At 68.4% G+C, this 19,551-nt stretch carries 18 protein-coding genes; 7 read left to right on the plus strand and 11 right to left on the minus strand.

Annotated features, from left to right (window positions below; all coding sequences use genetic code 11):
* Positions 1-101 precede the first annotated feature (101 nt).
* From AC5P8R_RS19040 to AC5P8R_RS19055, 4 genes are all read right to left on the minus strand, one after another.
* Complete coding sequence (locus AC5P8R_RS19040) at positions 102-527, minus strand: DoxX family protein (protein ID WP_288495276.1); 426 nt, start codon at positions 525-527, stop codon at positions 102-104.
* A gap of 2 nt (positions 528-529) precedes the next feature.
* Positions 530-1,186, minus strand: a complete 657-nt coding sequence (locus AC5P8R_RS19045; RefSeq protein ID WP_014647472.1) for a hydrolase — start codon at positions 1,184-1,186, stop codon at positions 530-532.
* Positions 1,183-1,599, minus strand: coding sequence for a helix-turn-helix transcriptional regulator (locus tag AC5P8R_RS19050; protein WP_014647473.1), 417 nt, complete (start codon positions 1,597-1,599; stop codon positions 1,183-1,185). Before AC5P8R_RS19050 ends, AC5P8R_RS19045 begins: the two co-directional genes overlap by 4 nt.
* A 77-nt stretch (positions 1,600-1,676) precedes the next feature.
* Positions 1,677-2,009, minus strand: coding sequence for a hypothetical protein (locus tag AC5P8R_RS19055; RefSeq protein ID WP_046431144.1), 333 nt, complete (start codon positions 2,007-2,009; stop codon positions 1,677-1,679).
* Between the two features lie 96 nt (positions 2,010-2,105).
* On the opposite strand from AC5P8R_RS19055, the gene AC5P8R_RS19060 reads away from it, so the two are divergent.
* Positions 2,106-5,135, plus strand: a complete 3,030-nt coding sequence (locus tag AC5P8R_RS19060; protein WP_046431146.1) for a sensor histidine kinase — start codon at positions 2,106-2,108, stop codon at positions 5,133-5,135.
* Positions 5,128-5,781, plus strand: coding sequence for a response regulator (locus tag AC5P8R_RS19065; protein ID WP_014647476.1), 654 nt, complete (start codon positions 5,128-5,130; stop codon positions 5,779-5,781). The genes AC5P8R_RS19060 and AC5P8R_RS19065 overlap by 8 nt, the downstream gene beginning before the upstream one ends.
* A gap of 425 nt (positions 5,782-6,206) precedes the next feature.
* Here AC5P8R_RS19065 and AC5P8R_RS19070 read toward each other — a convergent pair whose 3' ends face one another.
* Entirely contained in the window at positions 6,207-7,397 is a 1,191-nt protein-coding gene (locus AC5P8R_RS19070; RefSeq protein WP_014647477.1) for an MFS transporter, read from the minus strand.
* Between the two features lie 93 nt (positions 7,398-7,490).
* Between AC5P8R_RS19070 and AC5P8R_RS19075 the strand changes: the two genes are divergently transcribed.
* Positions 7,491-8,420 carry a LysR family transcriptional regulator gene (locus AC5P8R_RS19075; RefSeq protein ID WP_014647478.1) on the plus strand — a complete coding sequence of 310 codons (930 nt, stop codon included), beginning with the start codon at positions 7,491-7,493 and terminating at the stop codon, positions 8,418-8,420.
* A gap of 67 nt (positions 8,421-8,487) precedes the next feature.
* On the opposite strand, the gene AC5P8R_RS19080 is transcribed toward AC5P8R_RS19075, so the two are convergent.
* Together AC5P8R_RS19080 and AC5P8R_RS19085 are read right to left on the minus strand one after the other, a co-directional pair.
* Complete coding sequence (locus tag AC5P8R_RS19080; protein ID WP_495223734.1) at positions 8,488-9,945, minus strand: amidohydrolase family protein; 1,458 nt, start codon at positions 9,943-9,945, stop codon at positions 8,488-8,490.
* A 51-nt stretch (positions 9,946-9,996) separates the two neighbouring features.
* On the minus strand, positions 9,997-10,698 hold the full coding sequence (locus tag AC5P8R_RS19085; protein WP_169410361.1) for an ankyrin repeat domain-containing protein: 702 nt from the start codon (positions 10,696-10,698) through the stop codon (positions 9,997-9,999).
* A 122-nt stretch (positions 10,699-10,820) separates the two neighbouring features.
* Between AC5P8R_RS19085 and AC5P8R_RS19090 the strand changes: the two genes are divergently transcribed.
* Together AC5P8R_RS19090 and AC5P8R_RS19095 are read left to right on the plus strand one after the other, a co-directional pair.
* On the plus strand, positions 10,821-11,702 hold the full coding sequence (locus tag AC5P8R_RS19090) for a LysR substrate-binding domain-containing protein (RefSeq protein ID WP_134966972.1): 882 nt from the start codon (positions 10,821-10,823) through the stop codon (positions 11,700-11,702).
* A gap of 208 nt (positions 11,703-11,910) precedes the next feature.
* Complete coding sequence (locus AC5P8R_RS19095; RefSeq protein ID WP_069118246.1) at positions 11,911-12,348, plus strand: DUF3806 domain-containing protein; 438 nt, start codon at positions 11,911-11,913, stop codon at positions 12,346-12,348.
* Between the two features lie 77 nt (positions 12,349-12,425).
* Here AC5P8R_RS19095 and AC5P8R_RS19100 read toward each other — a convergent pair whose 3' ends face one another.
* A complete protein-coding gene (locus AC5P8R_RS19100) occupies positions 12,426-13,586 on the minus strand; it encodes an amidohydrolase family protein (RefSeq protein ID WP_032960248.1) in 1,161 nt (386 codons plus the stop codon).
* A 184-nt stretch (positions 13,587-13,770) separates the two neighbouring features.
* Here AC5P8R_RS19100 and AC5P8R_RS19105 point away from each other — a divergent pair, with 184 nt between their 5' ends.
* Positions 13,771-14,412 carry a hypothetical protein gene (locus tag AC5P8R_RS19105; RefSeq protein WP_049440926.1) on the plus strand — a complete coding sequence of 214 codons (642 nt, stop codon included), beginning with the start codon at positions 13,771-13,773 and terminating at the stop codon, positions 14,410-14,412.
* A gap of 80 nt (positions 14,413-14,492) precedes the next feature.
* On the opposite strand, the gene AC5P8R_RS19110 is transcribed toward AC5P8R_RS19105, so the two are convergent.
* Positions 14,493-17,219, minus strand: coding sequence for a TonB-dependent receptor plug domain-containing protein (locus AC5P8R_RS19110; RefSeq protein WP_495223735.1), 2,727 nt, complete (start codon positions 17,217-17,219; stop codon positions 14,493-14,495).
* Positions 17,220-17,398: 179 nt separating this feature from the next.
* On the opposite strand from AC5P8R_RS19110, the gene AC5P8R_RS19115 reads away from it, so the two are divergent.
* Positions 17,399-18,034, plus strand: coding sequence for a GNAT family N-acetyltransferase (locus AC5P8R_RS19115; protein ID WP_329889978.1), 636 nt, complete (start codon positions 17,399-17,401; stop codon positions 18,032-18,034).
* Here AC5P8R_RS19115 and AC5P8R_RS19120 read toward each other — a convergent pair.
* A complete protein-coding gene (locus AC5P8R_RS19120; protein ID WP_046431172.1) occupies positions 18,031-18,810 on the minus strand; it encodes a CDP-diacylglycerol diphosphatase in 780 nt (259 codons plus the stop codon). The two genes, AC5P8R_RS19115 and AC5P8R_RS19120, sit on opposite strands and share 4 nt — an antisense overlap.
* Positions 18,811-18,878: 68 nt before the next feature.
* The gene (locus AC5P8R_RS19125) at positions 18,879-19,538 is read right to left on the minus strand and encodes a decarboxylase (protein ID WP_329889979.1); all 660 of its coding nucleotides are present in this window, start codon (positions 19,536-19,538) and stop codon (positions 18,879-18,881) included.
* Positions 19,539-19,551 lie beyond the last annotated feature (13 nt).

A 19,551-nucleotide genomic window follows, 5' to 3' on the forward strand; every position in this document is an offset into this window, starting at 1 on the left:
GGAATCGAGTGCGGCAGCGGCGCGACCGGCCAGGCCGAGCGCAACCGCGGCACCGCTGGCCAGCACCACGTTGCGGCGGCCGTGGTCGAGGGGATCGTGACTCATGCGAAAGCTCCCGGAAGTCGTGGACCGTCCAGCGCCCAGGCCCCCGGCCCGGCCAGGGCGATGGCCAGCAGCACCGTGGCCCACATCAGCGGGTACTCACTGCCGCCGCGCATCCAGAACCAGCCCCTGGGCAAGGCCAACAGGACGGTGAAGCCGATGAAGGCAGCGGCGGCAAGCGCGGCGATGCGGGTCTGCCAGCCCAGCAGCACGGCCAGCCCGGACAGCACCTGCAGCAGGGACAACAGCAGCGGCAACGGCGCCACTGCCGGCAGCCCGAAACCGCGCAGCTCGGTGGCGAAGCCGGCCAGCCCCGGTCCGCCGAACCAGCCAAACAGCTTGCCCAGCGCGTGAGGCAGCAGGAAGCCGCCTGCCGCCACCCGCAGCATCAGCAGGGCCAGGTCGAGGCCGTGGCCGGCCAGCATGCTCAGTGCCCGCCTTCCTGCGCGCCGAACATGCGCTTGGCGTACTGGATGCCGATGCCATAGCCGCCGGCGTGGTCGCGGGCGATGCCGGTGGTCAGGTCGTAGGTTTCACCGCGTGCCCAGTCACGCTGCAGTTCAAGCAGGTACTGCACGCTGGTCATCGGCACGGCGCCGGCCTGCACCATGCGGGTGATCGCACGCTCGTGCGCTTCTTCGCTGACATCGCCACAGGCATCGGTGATCACGTGGACCTCGAAGCCCTGCGCCAGCGCCGACAGCGCCGGACCCACGATGCAGACACTGGTCCACAGGCCGGCAAGAACCAGCCGGCGCTTGCCGATGCGGTTGATCTCATCGATTACCGGCTGGTCTTCCCAGGTATTCATCGAAGTGCGGTCGAACACCGGCTGGCCCGGGAAGATCTGCGGCAGTTCCGGGAACATCGGGCCGGAGAATGACGTCTCGGCCACCGTGGTCAACACGACCGGCACGTTGAACCCCTTGGCCCCCTTGCTGATCAGCGACACGTTGTTGCGCAGCGCGGAGATGTCGATCGTGTGGGTAGCAAATGCCATCTGCGACTGGAAGTCGATCAGCACCAGGGCATGGTCGGTGGGCGACAGCAGGGCCGGGGCGGGCGTGGCGGTGGCAAGGCTCATGGGTGGACTCCGTGGGAAACATGATCAGGGGGAAGCAGCAGGGCCGCATCGCCGGCCCGATACTGGCCGGGGCTGCAGCCGGTCTCGGCGCGGAAGCTGCGGACGAAATGGCTCTGGTCGAAGAAGCCCAGCTGCTGGGCCAGGCACGCCATCGGCAACTGCGCGCTGGGCAGCAGTTGGCAGGCACGCTGGATGCGGCGGCGGCGCACGTAGCGCAGCGGGCTGGCACCGGTGCCGCTACGGAACAGGCGCACCAGGTGGAAGCGGCTGACACAGGCAGCCTGCGCCAGCTCGGTCACCCGCAGCGGCTGCGACAGGTGCTCATCGACATAGCGCAGGGCGCGCTGCAGTGCGGCGGCCTGCTGCGGGGCAAGTGGGATGGCGGACGGATCGGGCGGACTGACGGTGGCCATGCGGGGCGCCGCGAGGGGGTGGCCCATGGTGCGTGGCCGGCGCACGATGCCCTACCCCCGTCGGTCGAGGCCGGCACCTACCCGAATGGGGGAGGCCGACGGCCGAGCAGGCGGCGCCCGAACAAGCGCGCATCCACCGAGTAGGCGCCCGGCCCCAGCATCAGCAGCGCCGCAGGCAACGCCACCAGCGGCCACGGTGCCTGCTGCGCGAACATGGTCGCGGCTGCCATCAGGGTCGCCAGCGGCGTCAACACGCCCAGCACGAGCATGGCCGCCGCCAGCCCGCACAGCACCGCCCCCCAACCAGCATGCGTGCCAGGCGCGCACAGCGCGGCGGCCAGGCACAGCCGCAGCCACAGCAGGCCGATGCCCGGACCGCGATCAGGGAACATCACGAACAGGCGCTGCATGGCCGGGCTCCAGGGGTCATGCCGGCGTGATAGCCGACCACGGCGGCCACTGCCTACCCCGTTCGGGTCACCCCGGACTGCCCCGCACCTGCCAGAATGCGCGCCATGCGTGGCCGCCCCTTCCCGTTGCAACGTCACCTGCGGACGCTGCTGACCTGCCTGCTGCTGTTGACCGCCCTGCCCGCCCTTGCCGTGCAGCGCCCGCCGGTGAGCGGCGGGTTGCCCGATTACGAGCACACGGCCTGGCGCGTCGGCCAGGGCGCCCCCGGTGACATCTGGGACATCACCCAGGACCGCGATGGCCTGTTGTGGCTGGCCACCGGCTCAGGGCTGTACCGCTTCGACGGTCGTCGCTTTGAACGCCAGGCCGCTCCCGCGGGCAGCCATTTCCCGTCCACCAACATGGTCACCCTTGCGCGGGGCCGCGACGATGCACTGTGGATCGGCTACTTCCAGGCCGGCATCAGTCAGTTTGCGCGCGGCCAGCTGCACAACTACGGCCGCGACCAGGGCGTGCCGGTGGGTGTGGTGCCACACTTCAGCCAGGACCGTGACGGCCGGCTGTGGGCCGCGATCAATGGTGGACTACGCCAATTCACTGGCCAACGCTGGCAGCCGCTGCCCGCTGGCATGGGGGTGCCGGAACATCGCGTGCAATGGCTGCTGCACGACAGCCGCGGCACCTTCTGGGTACTGGCCGACCTGAAGATCTGGGTGCGCGCGGCCGGCCAGGCGGCCTTCAAGGACACCGGCATCGCCGTTTCGCAGATGGCGACGCTGGCCGAAAGTCCGCAGGGGGAAGTGTGGCTGGCCGACCGCGTGCGCGGTACGTCGCCGCTGGCCAACGCACGAGGCCTGCTGCCGGACAGCGAGCGCGAGGCACGACGGTTGCCGGAGCTGGTGGCGGCGCGCCTGCAGTTCACTGCCGATGGCGCGCTGTGGGCAACGATGAGCCCGCATGGCGGTGTCGCCCGGGTCACCTTCGATGGCGACCGCGCCATACGCATGGAGCGCTTCGATTCGCCGCACGGGCTGACCGCCACCTCGGCCGTGCCGATCATCGTTGATCGCGAAGGCAATCTCTGGGTCGGCACCAATCTCGGCCTCAACCGCTTCCGCGCGCGCAGCGTGCACACGCTGGCGGTTGGTCCCAGTGATCCCTACCGCTCGCTGGTGCGGGCCAGCGATGGCCATGTGTATGGCTATGGCGAAGACCTCAAGCCCTACGACCTCGAGCGCACCCTGCTCGATGGCAGCGCCACGCAGCTGCAGGCCGCCGCGCGCCAGGCAGCTGCCCCGATCTGGCAGTTCGACTGGGTCAACCTTGCGCGCACCGTGGCCGGCCGCACCACGCGGATTCCGCTGCCTGCGCCGTTCACCGGGCAACCACTGCATGCCCTGCTGTTCCCCGACGACGAACAGGCCTGGGTCTGCACCGGCGAACGGGGGGTGCTGCACTACCAGCAGGGCCAGTGGCAACGCGAACGCCGCCTGCCCGAACAGGCCTGCTCGTCACTGGCGCTGGATGCCAACGGCCAGCTGCTGCTCGGCTATGCAGACGGCCGGCTGCGCCGCATGGGGGCGACGCAGATCGAAACCTTCGACGCCAGCCACGGCCTGTCGGTCGGGCCGATCACGGCGGTACTCGATCATCAGGACCTCCTGCTGGTAGCCGGCGAGGCCGGATTGGCCGTGCGCCCGGGCAATGGCCGGTTCGTTCAGGTGAGCACCGACATGGCCGGCGTCATGGAAGGCATCACCGGCATGGTGGCCGATGCGAATGGCTACCTCTGGCTCAATGGCAGTCGTGGCCTGGTCCGGCTCGGGAGCGATCAGCTGCGGCGCGCACTGCGCAGCCGGCAGCCGGTGACGCCCCGCCTGTTCGATGCGGTGGATGGCATGCCGGGCATCGCCCTGCAGAGCGGACCGATCGCCACCACCGCGCTGGCCAGCGATGGCCTGTTGTGGCTGGCCACCAACCAGGGCCTGGCCTGGCTGGACACCACCCGCTCGCACGTCAACACCATGGCGCCCAGCGTGCGCATCGGCGACGTGCTGTACGGCAGTGAACACCAGCCACTGCGCGACGGCCTGCGCCTTCCGGCCGGCACCAGCCAATTGCAGATCGATTACGTGGCGCTGTCGTTGGCGCGCCCGGAGCGCAACCGCTACCGCTATCGCCTGTCCGGGGTCGACGACGGCTGGCAGGATGCCGGCAGCAGCACGCGCGCGTATTACACCAACCTCGCACCGGGCAATTACCGGTTCGAGGTGGAAGCCGCCAACGAAGACGGCATCTGGAGCACTGCACCCGCCAGCCGCACCTTCCGCATCGCCCCTACCTTCATGCAGACCCTGTGGTTCAAGCTGCTGTGCGCCGCCGCGGTGCTTGCGCTGCTGGTCCTGGCGGTGCGCATCCGCAGCGGGCAGCTGGCTGCACTGTTCCGTGCGCGCCTGCAGGAACGCCATGGCGAACGCGAACGCATTGCCCGCGACCTGCACGACACGCTGCTGCAGGGCAGCCAGGGCCTGATCCTGCGGCTGCACGCGATCAGCCAGTCGCCGCAGACCCCGGACAGGGTGCGCGGCCAGCTGGAATCGGCGATGCAGCTGGCCGAACGCAACCTGGCCGAGGGCCGGGAGCGGGTCAACGCACTGCGCGACGGTCCTTTCGCGGGCCGCGACCTCGCTTCGGCGCTGGCCGATGTTCACGCCGAATACGCCGGGCACGGCACCAATCCGCTGCGCCTGACTGTGGAAGGCGCAACACCACCGCTGCAGGCCGATGCCGCCGAGGAAGTGTTCCTGATCGGCCGCGAGGCCATCCGCAATGCACTGCGCCACGCCAATGCCAGCGCCATCGAGGTAGAGCTGTCCTACGGCGCGCGGTGCTTCCTGCTGCACGTGCGCGACGATGGCGTCGGCATCGCCGACGAAAATGCCGGGCATGGCCATTGGGGCCTGCAGGGCATGCGTGAGCGCGCGCAGCGCCTCGGCGCGGAGCTGCGGCTGTGGACCCGCCCCGGGCTGGGCACTGAAGTCGCGCTGGCGGTTCCCGCCCGTCGCCTGTATCACCGCCGCCCATCGCGTTGGCGCTGGCCCTGGAGTAGAAGCCACCATGACTGAGTCCCCTGCCCCGATCGGCGTGCTGGTGGTCGACGACCACCCGCTGCTGCGTGACGGCCTGGCCGCGCTGCTGGGCGCCCATTCCGACCTGCGCCTGCTCGGCGAGGCCGCCGATGGCGAGGAAGCCATCGAGCGCTATCAGCAGCTGCAGCCGGACGTGGTGCTGATGGACCTGCAGATGCCACGCCTGGATGGTGTGGAAGCCATCGTGCGGATCCGCGCGATGGACCCGCGTGCGCGCATCATCGTGCTGACCACCTATCGCGGTGACGTGCGTGCGGTACGGGCGCTGCAGGCCGGCGCCAGTGCGTACCTGTTGAAGGACATGCTGCGCCACGAGCTGGTCGATACGATCCGCATGGTCGCTGGCGGCCGGCGCGCACCGATACCACCGGCAGTCGCTGCGAGCATTGCCGCACATGTGGTGGAGGACCGGTTGTCGCCGCGCGAGACGGAGGTGCTGCGGCATGTGGCCGGTGGCCTGTCGAACAAGCGCATCGGCGAGCGCATGCAGATTTCCGAGCAGACGGTGAAGGCGCACATGAAGAGCCTGATGGACAAGCTGGGCGTGGGTGATCGCACGCACGCGGTGACCCAGGCGCTGCGGCGCGGCATCATCAGCCTGGACGACAGCGGTCACGATTAGGGGGTTGTTCGGCAGGGCTTGCAGCCCTGCACCTGCCGCGGCATTCAAGCAACAGCAACAGCAGAAGCGGCATTCCGTGGGTTGGCGGGGCGGTGTCGGAGTGCGGGGACGCTGCAAGTACGTCCCTGCAAGCTTGGCAGCCGCATCCATGCGGCTGACACCCCGCACTCCGACACCGCCCCACCTCTGACGGATTCCGATGGCGTTTGGTAGGTGTCGACCTTGGTCGACACTTCTGTCAGATATCGAAATCAATCAGGGGTCAGATCCGTTTTCCTTCGGAAAACGGATCTGACCCCAAGAGCCGTTCCAACAGACCGCAGGAACCTGTCGAAGGCTACTGAAAATCCGCTGTTTGCGCTGTTGCCGGCCAGCGGCCGGCACTACCGCAGGTGCAGGGCTGCAAGCCCTGCCGAACACCACCCCTACTTCAAACGCAGCAGCAGACTGCCGCCCGCGCACATCACCGCCAGCCAGGCCACGCCGTGCCACCCCCACTGCGCCAGCGCCAGGCTGCCCAGCGCACCGCCAGCGGCCATGCCGATGAACATGCCGGTGAACAGCAGCGCGTTGAGCCGGCTGCGTGCCGGCGGCACCAGGCCATAGACCAGCGTCTGGTGCGCCACCAGCGCCGACTGGAAACCGAAGTCGAACAGCAGCGCACTCACCACCAGCAGCGGCAGCAGCGCGGCGGCCGGCAGCCAGGCTTCGGCCAGCAGCAGGCCGAAGCCCAGCAGCGCCACCGCGATCGCCAACCGCGCCACGGCATGGCAACCCAGGCGATCAGCGAAACGTCCTGCGAACGGTGCGGCCAGCGCACCGGCCGCACCCGCAATACCGAACGCACCCGCCGCCGCACTGCCCAGGCCCAGGCGGGCATGCAGCATCAGCGCCAACGTCGACCAGAATGCGCTGAAGCCGACCGCCAGCAACGACTGGCTCGCCACCGCGCGGCGCAGCTGCGGCTGCTCGCGCCACAACGCCAGCAACGAGCCCAGCAACGCCGGATAGCGCAGCGTGCTGGTCGGTGCGAAACGCGGCAGCGCACGCGCCATCACTGCGCCCATCGCCGCCACCGATACCGCGGCCAGCACGAACTGCGTGCGCCAACCCCATGCCTCGGCCACCACGCCACTGACCACGCGCGACAGCAGGATGCCGAGCAGCAGGCCGGTCATTACCCGGCCGACGATCTGGCCGCGCTGTGCATCCGGCGCCAGGACCGCAGCGGCCGGCACGATGTCCTGCGCCAGCGTGGCCATCAACCCGACCAGCAGGCTGGCCATCAGCAGGCCCGGCAGGTGCCCGGCCATCGCTGCGGCGCCCAGTGCCAACGCCAGCAGCGCGGACTTCAACAGGATCAGGTGGCGGCGGTCGAAGCGGTCGCCCAACGGTGCCAGCAGCAGGATGCCCAGCGCGTAGCCGAGCTGGGTCAGGGTCGGCACCAGCCCGGCGGCGCGCTCACCTGCGCCAAGGTCCTGCGCGATCAGGCCCAGCATCGGCTGGCTGTAGTACAGCGAGGCGACCGAAAAGCCGGCGCCGGCCGCCATCGCCAGCACCAGCGGGGTGGAAGGCGCGTTCGCGGGTGCGACGACGGACAGCGAAGGGGTAGACATGGGGGAGTCCGGTGGAGGAAGTGGGCGTATCCTGCCCGTATTCGCCATGCGTCTGTAGTAGGCTCCTGCACATATACTTCATACGTGACACGCATGAATGACCTCGCCACCGGCGCCGATCGCCTGGATCTGCTGCGCACCTTCCTGCGCATCGTCGATGCCGGCAGCCTGTCTGCCGCCGCCGTGCAGCTGGGCACCACCCAGCCGACGGTCAGCCGGCGCCTTCAGGCACTGGAGCGGCAGCTCGGCCTGCGCCTGCTGCAGCGCTCCACCCATGGCCTGCAGCTGACCGAAGATGGCCTGCGCTGCCAGCGCCATGCGCAACGCGTGGTCGACGAATGGGAGTCGCTGCAGGCCGAACTGCACGGCGAACCGGAAACGCTGCGCGGACGCCTGCGGGTGATGGTGCCGCATGCCTTCGGCCAGGCGCAGCTGCTGCCGACCATGCTCGCGTTCCTCGCCCAGCACCCACAGCTGAGCCTGGAGTGGATCCTGGAAGATCGTCGCCCGGATTTCATCGCCGAAGGCATCGACTGCGCGGTGCGGGTGGGACCGGTCGACGAACCGCGCATGGTCGCACTGCCGCTCGCCGAAGTGCCGCGCATCGTCGTGGCAGCGCCCTCGCTGGTGCAGGCCACCGCGATCAGCACACCAGAACAGGCGCAGGCACTGCCGTGGATTTCACTGGTCACCTACTACCGCGAACGCCTGCTGCTGCATGACGCGCAGGGGCGTGCGCATACCCTTTCGATCAGCCCGCGCCTGCTCAGCGACAACCTGTTCGTGGTGCAACAGGCCGCATGTGCTGGGCTGGGTGCAGCGGTGGTCTCGGCCTGGCTGGTGGCCGGAGACCTCGCACAAGGGCGGCTGGTGCAGCTGCTGCCGGACTGGCAGGCGCCGGCGCTGCCGGTACACGTGGTATTTCCCGCCGCGCGCCAGCAGCCGCCACGGCTGCGCGCCTTCATCGATGCGATGAAGGCCGCACTGCCGCAGCTGCACGGAATGCGGCCGGCACCGCGTTAGGTCACCGACCGCATCGAAGCCACAGGGTCGGATCCCTTCCCACGGGGAAGGGCTCTGACCCTGTCGATCACCGCGCCTTCGCCGCCTCGGCATTCCACGCCGCGACCTTGGCCCTGGTGTCGGCCAGCATCTTGTCCAGCGCGGCGCGGTCATACACGTTGCCACGCAGGATCACGCTGTCGATCTTTTCGGTGGCGGCAATGTCCTGCAGCGGGTTGGCGGTCAGCAGCACCAGATCGGCGGCCTTGCCTTGAGCAACACCCCCGTAACGATTCATCTGGCCGAACCAGGCCGGGCCGGAACGGGTCGCCGCCGACAGCGCCTGCGGCGCGCTCAAGCCTTCCTTCACGAACAGCTGCAGCTCCTGGTGCAGGGCGATGCCCGGGAAGTTGAACGAGTTGAGGAAGCCCGCATCGGTGCCGGCGATGATCGTCACGCCGGCTTCCTGCAGCATCGGCAGCACGGCGGCCACCTGGTGGTACTGCGCGTGGCGCGCTTCGATCTGCGCTGGCGTTGCCTTGGCGGCACGTTCAACGCGCCACTGGTAGGTCGCGCGCAGGCCCGGGCCGATGTAAGCCAGGTACGGATCGTTCGCGTGGTCATCCTGGTCAAGGAAATCGAGGATGCGGCCACCGTTGAGGGTCGGGGTCACGAACACGCCGCGCCTGGCGAAATCGCGGTAGGCATGCATCGCCGTATCGCGGTCGAAGCTGGCGTCGAGGCGGCGGTTGGCTTCGGCGCGGTCGATGCGGCCGGCACCGAAGTCGCCGGCAATCTGCGCCTCGTCCTTGCTCCCGGCCTTGAATGCGTAGTCCAGATGCTCGATCGAGGCCAGCCCGGCATCGATTGCCTGCTCCACGGTCAGCGCCATCGGGATGTGCCCCGACGCCTTGAATCCGGCATTGCGCGCGGCATTGGCCGAGTACAGGAACAGTTCCGGCTTCAGCGTGCTGTCGGTGATCTTCACGAAATCGACCTTGTCGTGCTGCAGGCGGGTGATCGCCTTGTCGACGTCGGCCTTGCTGCCCACTTCGATCGTGCCCTTCCAGACCGGCTTGAGGCCTTCGATCTTCGCGCCCGAGCTGAGCAGCCGCGGACCGAACAGCGTGCCCTTGGCAATTTCCCCGCGCCACTGCAGCACCTGCTCGGGCAGGTCGCCGGAACAGTCACGCACCGTGGTGATGCCGTGCGCGATGTACAGCGGCAGCAGTGCCTTGTTCTCTTCGATCAGCGCCGGGCCACCACCAAAGTGCACGTGCATGTCCCACAGGCCCGGGATCAGGTACTTGCCCTTGGCATCGATCTGGCGGGCCGCACTCCATTGGCTGCGCAGCTGCGCGTCCGGGCCGACGGCGACGATGTCCTCGCCACGGATCACCACGCTCTGCCCGGCCCGGGTACTGGCGTGCTCGACATCGACCACGGTGGCATTGTGGATCAGCAGGTCGGCGCGCCCGGCGGCAGACGCCGACAGCGGTGCCACCGCAAGGAGGATGGCAAGGGACAACGGACGGGAACGGAACATGGACAGCATCCTGATGGGCACGCCCAGCGTGCGGGTGGAAGGGGTTTGCATTCAGCGCACCGCGCCGTGCTGGCGCAGCAGGGTCTCAATTCCGGTATAGCCGCGCTGGCGCGCATGCGCCAGCGGCGTCACGCCGTCGCCGTCGGCCAGCTCCGGGTCGGCACCGGCCTCCAGCAGCAACTGCACGATCTGCAGGTGGCGCGCACCGCCATCGCCGAGCAGGATTGCTTCCAGCAGCGCGGTCCAGTGCAGGCGGTTCACATGATCGACCGCCACGCCCGCGCGCAGCAGCGTACGTACGGTGGCGACGTGGCCACGCTCGGCGGCCGGAATCAGCGCGGTGCCGCCATAGCGGTTGGTGCTGCGCAGATCGGCGCCATGCGCCAGGGTCATCGCCAGGATCTCGTCCAGGCCGCGCGCACCGGCGTACAGGTAGGCGCTGTCCTGCAACGCGTCCTTGGCGTTGACGTCTGCCCCGGCCTCGATCAGCTCACGCGCGGCATCCACGTTGTTGCCCTGCGTGGCCAGCAGCAGCGCGGTGCGGCCCTGGCCATCGCGCGCCTCCAGCGTGGCGCCATCCTCGATCGCCTGTCGCACCGCATCGGCGTCGCCGCGGCTGGCAGCATCCCGCAGGCGCGCGTCTGCGTCGGCCCTGGACGTGGCGGTGCAGGCGGGGGTGACCATGGCCAGCAGGCACAACAGCAGCATGCGCGTGAACGGCGCAGGCCAGCCAGCGGAATGATGGACGCGCATGACAGTGTCTCCTCATGTCCGTCGCCACGGAACGCCGTGCGACGGTAGCAACAGCCGGGCGTTGCCGGCCCCTGCCCTGCATGGTAGAAGTCGGCCTGGGTATCCAGAAGTGAAATGTTCAAATGCAAGACAGTGCCAAATCGAATAGAACCCTGTTCGAACTGGACCTGCTGCGGGCGCTGGTGATGGTGGCCGACTGCGGCAGCTTCACCACGGCGGCCACGCGCCTGCATTCGACCCAGTCCACGGTCAGCCAGAAGGTGCGCCGGCTGGAGGAACTGGCCGGGCATCGCCTGCTTGAACGCGGCCATCGCGACGTGCACCCCACCGATGCCGGCCACACCCTGCTCGGCTATGCGCGACGCATGCTCGACCTGAACGAGGAAATGGCGCAGGCGCTGGCCGGCGCCACCGTGGAAACCGCGGTGCGCATCGGTGTCCCCGAGGACTTCGTCAACGCGCAGACCACACGCATGCTGGCCGCTTTCAGCCGCCGTCACCCGCAGGTGAAGCTGGAAATCAGCAGCGGCCTCAGCCGCGACCTGGCCCACGGCTTCGACCACGGCGAGCTGGACCTGGTTCTGGTCAAGCAGCGCCGCAACAGCCGCCAGGCGGTGCATTGCCGGCGCGAGCCGATGCACTGGATCGACAGCCTGCGCAGCAGCTGCCTGCAGCAGGACCCGCTGCCGCTGGTCACCTTCCCGCCGCGCGGGCTGTACCGCGACGAGATGATCCATGCCGTGGAAGCGCTGGGCCTGCGCTGGCGCATCGCCTTCACCAGCTCGTCGCTGAGCGGCATCCAGGGCGCGGTGGCCGATGGCATCGGCATCAGCCTGCTGCCACGCCGCGCGGTGAGCCGCGATCATCGCATCATCGATGGTGAGCGCGACCTGCCGGTGATCGACAACTACGAAATCGGCCTGCTGCATCGTGCGGACGCCGACGATGCGGTGCGCGCGCTGGCCAGCGAGCTGTGGCGGCAGGTGCAGCGCGAACCGGATTGACCACTGCAACTGCGGTAGCGTGGGCCGCTGGCCGGCAGCCGCGACGGCAACATCGTCCCGCGTGGGGTCAGATCCGTTTTCCGAAACGGATCTGACCCCGAAGCGAAATCCGCGCATTGACCATCGAAAGCTGATCACGCCTGTCGCGCGGAAGTCACGGCTCTGCCGCTAGAGTGCCTCCTGTTTCCGTGCTCCACGGCATCGTGTCATGTCCGACGAAATCCCCGCCCGCTTCGACCCCCTGCCCGCCGCCCTGCAGACGCACCTGCAGCACCAGCGCTCGCTGATCGCCGCGCGCGTCGCCGCCGGCTTCCCGACGCTGCCGGTGCAATGGCCGCTGGCGGCCAGCACGCTGCAGCGCGTGATCGATGCCGAGCTGATCGAGCCTGACGACTGCGATGGCTGGGAAGCGCTGGGCGTGGCGTTCGGCGATACCCTGGCCCAACGCGTGCCGGGCCTGGCCTGGATGCAGGTCACCGACGCCTGGGGCATCGATGCAGTGCTGCGCTATGCCGACAGCAGCCTGCAGATCGGCGCCAGCACACTGCTGCTCAAGCGCGTCGAACAGGGCGAAGTCATCGACATCGCCCACCTGCTGGCGTGGCTGGAAGCGTTCGTCGCTACCCGCGCCGACGATTACGCCTGACGACACATCGAGGTGGATCCATGCCATGCGTGGATGAATGAGACCACGCGATGGCTCCCTCCACGCACGGCGTGGATCTACAACCAACGGCCGTCAACCACCACCCGGCGCTCCACCGGCACCCCGGCCACGGCCGCCGGGCCATGGTCCGCACGCACGGCCACGAACGTCGCCGGCCGGCCTTCGGCGATGCCGTGCTGCGGCAGCCCGATCACCTGCGCGGCATGGGTGGTGACCATGTCCAGCGCCAGCATCAGGTCGCCATCGGTGTAGAAGCCCGAGCGGTAGCCCAGCAGCATCGCGCGCTGCAGCAGGTCCCCATTGCCATACGGCCACCAGCAGTCGCGGATGTTGTCATTGCCGGCGAACATGCGCACGCCGGCGTCGTGCAATGCACGCAGCGGCGGGAACGGATGGTCGCCCGGCGCGTTGCTCATGATCGCAACGCCCGCCGTGGCCAGTGCTTCACCCACCTGCAGCGCGCGCGCCAGCGGCACGTCGCCCAGCGAGTAGGCATGGCTGACCGCAACGCGTCCCTGCAGGCCGGCGGCACGGGTGCGTGCGGCGATGCGCAGCAGCTGGGCCAGTCCGGTTTCGCCGGGCTCATGCAGGTGGATGTCCAGCTGCACGCCATAGCGCTCGGCCAGGCCGAACAGCAGGGCCAGCTGGCCTTCGGCATCGCCGTCGAGCGTGGTCGGATCTATGCCGCCCAGCACCTCCACCCCTGCGGCAAGGGCCTGCTCCAGTACGGCGGCGGTGCCGGGACAGGACATCACCCCGGCCTGCGGGAACGCCACCAGCTGGATCCGCATGATGTCGGCGCAGCGCAGCGCGGCCTCGCGCACTGCTTCGAGATGACGCAGGCCGGTGCTGCCGTCGACATCGACGTGACAGCGCATCGCCACCGTGCCGAAGCGGCTGCACTGGCGGATCAAGGCCTCGGCACGGTCCACCATTGGCGCCGCGCCCGCCACCGCGGCCTTCTCCACCGCCAGCCGCTCTCGCAGGCTGTTCACCGGCTGATGCGGGTGCCAGCGGTCGCCGACGAAGCTCTTGTCCAGATGAATATGGCCGTCGACCAGGCCCGGCAGGACGGCACAGCCCTGCAAGTCGACGGGTTCCGCACCCTCGCGCGGCGCAGCATCACCGTTGAGACCACTGATACGACCGTTGTGGATGTGGAAATGCAGCGGCGCGCCCTCGCGATCAACCGCGCCATGGACGAACTGAAGCGTCATCGGAAACTCCCGGAAAGCCAAGTCATGGCGCCATCCTGAGCGCTGGCACTGCCATCGGCCAACGAAATATCTGGATGCCATACATTCATCAGAACGATGAATGCCGCCGCGACGGCGGCTCGCAGCCACGCCGTGCACACGCCTGAACGGGTACCATAGGCACCTGTTTCCGCTGTGATGCCGCATGGGCCCGTCCGACCGCCACGATCGTCTCCGCCGCTGGCAGGCCGCGTCCCTGCTGGCTGCTGCCCCGATGGCCAGCCTGTCCGCCACTGATGCGGCCGCCACCGCGCCGCTGCAGGCGCCGCCTGGCCAACAGCGCATCGCCCCGGCGGCGCTGGTCGAGCGGCTGCACCAGCGTGTGCTTTCCGGGCAGAGCGCCACCGCCACCCTGGAACACTGGTGCGCCGAACACGGCCTGGCCGAACAGGCGCGGGTGCGCGCGGTGCGTGTACACGGCCAGGACAAGACAGCACCGGCCGACGTGCTGCAGGCACTGGGTGCGAAACCCGGCACCGCCCTTCGCTACCGCCGTGTGCAGCTGGTCTGTGGCAGCCGCGTACTCTCCGAGGCCGACAACTGGTACCTGCCGGACCACCTCAGTCCCGCCATGAACCAGGTGCTGGACAGCACCGACGAACCCTTTGGCCGCGTGGTTGGCCCGCTCGGCTTCCAGCGCCAGACACTGGCTGACCAGACCTTCTGGCCACCGCGTGGCGAAGGCGACCGCAGCGTGATCCTGGAAGTGCGCGCCCTGCTGCGCGATCGCCAGCAGCAGCCCTTCAGCTACGTCATCGAGTCGTACCTGCAGCAGGCACTGCCCTAGGCCACCGGCGCCCGCCATCACAGCGGACATCGACACAGCAGAAGGCCCGGCATTGCCGGACCTTCTGTTTGCCAGCCGGATCAGCGGAACCGGTAGTCCAGCTGCAGCCAGTACTGGCGGCCATACGGGTCGTAGTTGCCAACCGGATAGAACGGCCAGCCGCCACCGTTCCTGTCCGCTGGCGGGCGGCTGTCACGCAGGTTGTTGACGATCACGCCCACCGACAGGTTCTCGCCGAACTGGCGGAACACACTGGCGTTGTAGGTCATGTACGGCGCGATGCGGCCACTGCCATCGGTCTTCGGCAGTGAACCGAAACGGTTGCCGTACAGCGTGGTGGTCCAGTCACCCTGGTTCCAGGTGATGCTGCCATTGGCCTTGCTGCGCCACTGGTAGTCATCCAGCGAATTGCGGATGTCACGCTCCGGATCATCGGAGAACTGCCGGTACGTGTGCTCCAGCACCACGGTATAGGCCAGGCGCATAGTGAAGCGGCCATAGCGGCCGGCATCGAAACGCCAGTTACCCTTCAGGTCCAGGCCACGCACCGATTCGGAGGCCGCGTTGATCGGATTGATCAGCACGCGGGTCACCTGGTCCGGCTGCACGGTTGCAGTGGACGGGTTGCGGATCACCCGCGACAGCGCGTCCTGGCACAGCGGTGAACCGATATCGCGCGCTTCGCCACCCAGCGTGCGGCCCAGGCGGCAATCGGCTTCGTCGCGCAGGATGCGGCTGGTATCGAGGCTGGTGACCTCGTTGTCGATGCGGATGTCGTAGTAGTCGGCACTGAAATCCAGGCCGGACAGCGGCGACCAGACCACGCCGAAACCATAGGATTTAGCGGTTTCCGGCTGCAGCTGCGCGTTGGCGCGGTTGCTGTAGTCGATCGACAGGCCGTTGTAGTCGCAGTTGTCGTACGACTGGCCTGCGGTGCGGCAGCGCCAGTAGTCGGTCATGCCCGGGTTGTAGCCGCGGGTCTCGGTCGCGAACACATAGTTCATGTCCGGCGCACGGAAGCTGGTCGCAGCAGAGCCGCGGATCAACAGGCTCTCGATCGGGCGGAACTCGGCGCCGAAGCTCCAGGTCGCCTTGCCGATGTGCTCGCCACCGGCGCGATACTGGTCATAGCGACCGGCCAGCGTCGTGGTCAGCGATTTCAGCAACGGCAACTGCAGCTCCACGCCGGCCGCATAGCGGTCACGATCACCGCCGGCACCGATACCGGCGCTGGTGTTCCAGAACTCGCCTGTGCCCAGTCGCGGGTCCGGGCGGTTGCGGTAGCCCTGGCTGCCGGCCTCGACCACCGCCGCCAATGCAGCGTCGCCACCGGGCAGCGCGAACAAACGGCCGTTGACGCTGGCGCTGAAGGTCTGCAGCCACGCCGCATTGCGGCTTTCCTGGTAGCCGGACAGGCCCTCGTATTCGCCCGGGGTCAATGGTTTGAACAGGCGTGCCGGGTCGGGCGCATAGACCTCAACGCCATTGCGTACGCCCAGCTTCGGACCGAGCAGGTATTCGTTGATTCCGGCCAGCAGCACCGGTCGGCGGGTACGGTTCTCGTAACGCGAGCGGCTGTAGACCGCTTCGTAATCCCAACCGCTGTCGCCGATCTGGCCACGTGCGCCGACATTGAACGACCACGAGTTTTCCAGGAAGCGGTTGGCATTGCGCGGCAGGCCGCCGATTTCCTCCGGCGCGAAGCGGCGGTACCAGCTTTCCAGGTTGCCGGTGGTCTGGTTGTAGAAGTAGTTGCGGGCCGAGGTCCAGGTCGGTGCACGCGTGTTGTTGTAGATCCGCGCGCTGCCCACGGCGACATCGGCGAACAGGTCGGTGGTCTCGTTGACGTGGAAGGTCAGCAGACCGTAGCCGTTGAGATTGCGCTTCTGGGTCTGCACGGTCCAGTAGCTGGCGGCGGCCTCGTTGCTGCCGCAGTACCAGCCCTGGCGCGGGTTTTTGGCACGGAACACGCTGCCGCCATAGATGTCCGACGCGGCGTCGCAGCCGTTGACGCCCGGATCGATGTTGCGGCCGGTGGCAGCATTGCGCCGATAGGCGATCGCGGTCGCCTGCGGCGCCTTGCCGGCCGGGTCATCGTCCAGCGAATCCATGAAGTCGCGCTGGCGCGCGTGGATCGCCTTGCGCACGTCGAACTCGAAACCGAACAGGCCGTCCCAGCGCTCGCCGGAACTGCCGCCCACCACCTGCACGCGCTGGTTGTCACCGCCGCCCTGCTGGGTGCCGCCGGCGCGCACGTTCACGTCCACGCCTTCAAAGCGATCCTTGAGGATGATGTTGACCACACCGGCAATGGCGTCGGAGCCGTACACCGCCGACGCACCGGCAGCCAGCACTTCGATGCGTTCGATCAGGGCGCTGGGAATGTTGGCCAGGTTGACAACGTTCACCGAGCCTTCGTAGGCCAGCGGGTAGTCGGCCTGGCGACGGCCGTTGACCAGCACCAGCGTGCGGTTCGGACCCAGCCCGCGCAGATTGATGGTGTTGGCGGCCGGCGTGAACGTATTGCCGAAATCCTCGCCCTGCACGTTGCCGGTGTTCTCGGTCAGCGCGCTGAGGGCGTCGAAGGCATTGCGGTAGCCCTGTGCGTCGATCTGCTCGCGGCTGATCACCGTCACCGGCGAGGGTCCCTCGACACTGGCACGTGGAATGCGCGAGCCGGTGACCTTCACTTCCTGCAATGTGGTGGGCGCGCTTTCCTGCGCGAAGGCCGGCAGCGAGGCCAGCATCAGGGACGACAGCGCGAGCACCAGCGGACGCGGGCGCATCGCCTTGTGGGAGGCGGACATGGGCTTCCTGGGGGAGTGGGCGGGTGGTACGGGAGCCGCAGCCGGTACGACACATAACGATCCCGTAACGAAAGTGTCCTGAATGGGTGGTTTCAACGGAAATGACCAGCCCTGATGGGCTTATGCCTGAACCGAATCAGACGCGTTTACGGCACCACCCCACTTTTGCAATGAATTGCATGGCCTGGCGCGTCGGTGATGCGCATCGTGCCGGGATGACCAACAGCGCCCCTTCCACCCACTTCGCCCCACTGCGACCCGTCCTGCGCCGCCACTTGCTCCACCTCCAGGCCACGCCCATCACCCTGCGTTCGTTCCAGCGCACCGACCTGCCACGCTGGCGTGCCTTCGACGACCGTCGCCAGCGCGGCCAACGGCCGTCCTACGGCATTGATGAAGAGGCGCGGTTCCTCGCCAGCGTCTATCGTTCACGCCTGCAGGAAGACAACGACCTGCTGGTGCTGGGTGTGTTCGACGACGTGCAGGGCGTACTGCACGACCAGCTGCATATCCGCCTGCAGTCGCTGCACTCGCGCTGCGCCGAGCTGCAATCGCTGCAGCAGCGGCACCCCCATCCGCAGGCGGCACTGCGGGCACTGTGCCCGTTCCTGTTCGACGATGTCGGCCTGCACCGCCTCTTCGTGCTGCTGCCGCCAGGCTGCACCAGCCCGTTTGCCCAGGCGCTGCAGGCCCATGGGTTCATCCGCGAAGGGATCCTGCGCGACTACCATCTGGACGCGCAGGGATGGCATGACCGTCAGCTGCTGGCGCTGACCGCGTCGGCCTGGCGCAGCTGCCAGCAGCCGATCGGCTAGCGCACCCGCTCCAGTGCCGCACCGGCACCGGTCAAGACCGTGCAGGCATGGTCCTGTAGTTCCTCGCCGCTGGCATCGTTGCCGCTGGCGGCATCCACGCGGGTAGCCAGCAGGATGAAGCCGGGCCCGCCCTGCACCTCGCCGCGCCCGGCCACCACCAGGCTCCACTGGCCCACATCGCCCACGCCGCTCAGGCCATAGGCCAGCAGATTGAGCGGATTGGCGGTCAGTTCTGCACCGGGCAGCAGATAGGCCTGGTACTGATGCCCGCGCAGCGGCACCGGAAACGGTGACCAGCGCGGACCGAGCGCACCGGCATGTGCATCCAGTGCCTGCAGCACATCCGCGCGCAGGCAGTCGACATGGATATGCAGCTGGTGCTGCGAGCGACCGTGCGGCGAATTCAGTGCCAGGCTGGCCACGCTGCGCGGCAGCGGCCGGCCCAGGGCCTGTTCGGTATGCCCGCGCGCCTGCCAGGCGGCCGCAAAATAGTTGGGCACCCCACGCTGGTACAGGCCGTGGCTCTCGATGCCACTGACCTTGTCCAGCGGCATCAGCAGGAACTGGTAGTCACCGTGCGCATCCTTGACCAGCACGTCGCGGCGGTCGGCCGCCGTCTCCACCCGCAGGCAACTGCCACGCGGTCCTTCCACCGCCTTGCAGTCACGCTCGATCAAGCGCCACAGCGCATCGGAATGGGCCGGCGGTGGAGGTGGCGCGCTGGCGCAGGCGGACAACAGCAGCAGGGACGACAGCAGCAAAGGGCGCAGGGACACGGCAGCAACTCACGGAACAGGCACGGCAGACAGCGCCGCGCTGCATTCTAGCCAGTGCAGTCCTGCAGTCAGTAGGTGCCGAACGGCACTTCAACCACGAACGGGGCCTCGCCGTCGCCGCCCTGCAGGGTGTAGCGGTCCAGCGCGCCATCGTCATCGGCGTGCGGCTGGCGCTGGAAATGCAGGGAATAACGGTTGTCGCCCAGCAGGACGGCACTGCCATCGTCCTCCAGCGCGGCGCCCTCGGGGATCAGCAGCCCGCCCAGGTCGCTGTAGGCCCCGGGCACATCGGCGAAGCCGTAGTCTGCCAGTTCGTCCACCCGCTGCATCGCGTAGACATGCGGCAGATAAGGACGCGCCGGGCTGCGGCCATTGCTCAGGTCGGTCACCCAGGCCTGCGGCAGGTGGTACTGCTCGCGCAGCGCGGCCACGCCCAGCGACGGGCTGGCCACCTGCAGGCAACACACCGCCCGCTTGCCCTCACGGTCGAGGACGGCGAAACGGTCGCCGCGGGTCGCCGCCTGCGGCAGCATGGCGAAGGCCAGATTGCGCTGGGCCGGCGCGTAGCCGGCCTCGGTCTGAAGGTTGCGCCACGCGCCGAACACCGGCGTTTCCGCGGCTGCGGCCGGCACTGGCTCGGCGGCAGTGGCGGCGCACGCCACGGCCAGCACCGATACTGCAAGTACCGTTATCGCCCTGCGCTTGTCGCGGAAACTGTCTGCCGTCATACCGAATCCAGCA

This window comes from Stenotrophomonas sp. YJH_SMC_73 (genome assembly GCF_059370155.1).

Coding starts and splice junctions, on each gene's coding strand:
- AC5P8R_RS19065 (WP_014647476.1), top strand. CDS start 5,128: ATGACTGAGTCCCCTGCCCCGATCGGCGTGCTGGTGGTCGACGACCAC.
- AC5P8R_RS19110 (WP_495223735.1), bottom strand. CDS start 17,219: ATGTCCGCCTCCCACAAGGCGATGCGCCCGCGTCCGCTGGTGCTCGCG.
- AC5P8R_RS19085 (WP_169410361.1), bottom strand. CDS start 10,698: ATGCGCGTCCATCATTCCGCTGGCTGGCCTGCGCCGTTCACGCGCATG.
- AC5P8R_RS19100 (WP_032960248.1), bottom strand. CDS start 13,586: ATGACGCTTCAGTTCGTCCATGGCGCGGTTGATCGCGAGGGCGCGCCG.
- AC5P8R_RS19070 (WP_014647477.1), bottom strand. CDS start 7,397: ATGTCTACCCCTTCGCTGTCCGTCGTCGCACCCGCGAACGCGCCTTCC.
- AC5P8R_RS19075 (WP_014647478.1), top strand. CDS start 7,491: ATGAATGACCTCGCCACCGGCGCCGATCGCCTGGATCTGCTGCGCACC.
- AC5P8R_RS19055 (WP_046431144.1), bottom strand. CDS start 2,009: ATGCAGCGCCTGTTCGTGATGTTCCCTGATCGCGGTCCGGGCATCGGC.
- AC5P8R_RS19045 (WP_014647472.1), bottom strand. CDS start 1,186: ATGAGCCTTGCCACCGCCACGCCCGCCCCGGCCCTGCTGTCGCCCACC.
- AC5P8R_RS19080 (WP_495223734.1), bottom strand. CDS start 9,945: ATGTTCCGTTCCCGTCCGTTGTCCCTTGCCATCCTCCTTGCGGTGGCA.
- AC5P8R_RS19090 (WP_134966972.1), top strand. CDS start 10,821: ATGCAAGACAGTGCCAAATCGAATAGAACCCTGTTCGAACTGGACCTG.
- AC5P8R_RS19050 (WP_014647473.1), bottom strand. CDS start 1,599: ATGGCCACCGTCAGTCCGCCCGATCCGTCCGCCATCCCACTTGCCCCG.
- AC5P8R_RS19115 (WP_329889978.1), top strand. CDS start 17,399: ATGGCCTGGCGCGTCGGTGATGCGCATCGTGCCGGGATGACCAACAGC.
- AC5P8R_RS19095 (WP_069118246.1), top strand. CDS start 11,911: ATGTCCGACGAAATCCCCGCCCGCTTCGACCCCCTGCCCGCCGCCCTG.
- AC5P8R_RS19040 (WP_288495276.1), bottom strand. CDS start 527: ATGCTGGCCGGCCACGGCCTCGACCTGGCCCTGCTGATGCTGCGGGTG.
- AC5P8R_RS19105 (WP_049440926.1), top strand. CDS start 13,771: ATGGGCCCGTCCGACCGCCACGATCGTCTCCGCCGCTGGCAGGCCGCG.
- AC5P8R_RS19060 (WP_046431146.1), top strand. CDS start 2,106: ATGCGCGCCATGCGTGGCCGCCCCTTCCCGTTGCAACGTCACCTGCGG.
- AC5P8R_RS19125 (WP_329889979.1), bottom strand. CDS start 19,538: ATGACGGCAGACAGTTTCCGCGACAAGCGCAGGGCGATAACGGTACTT.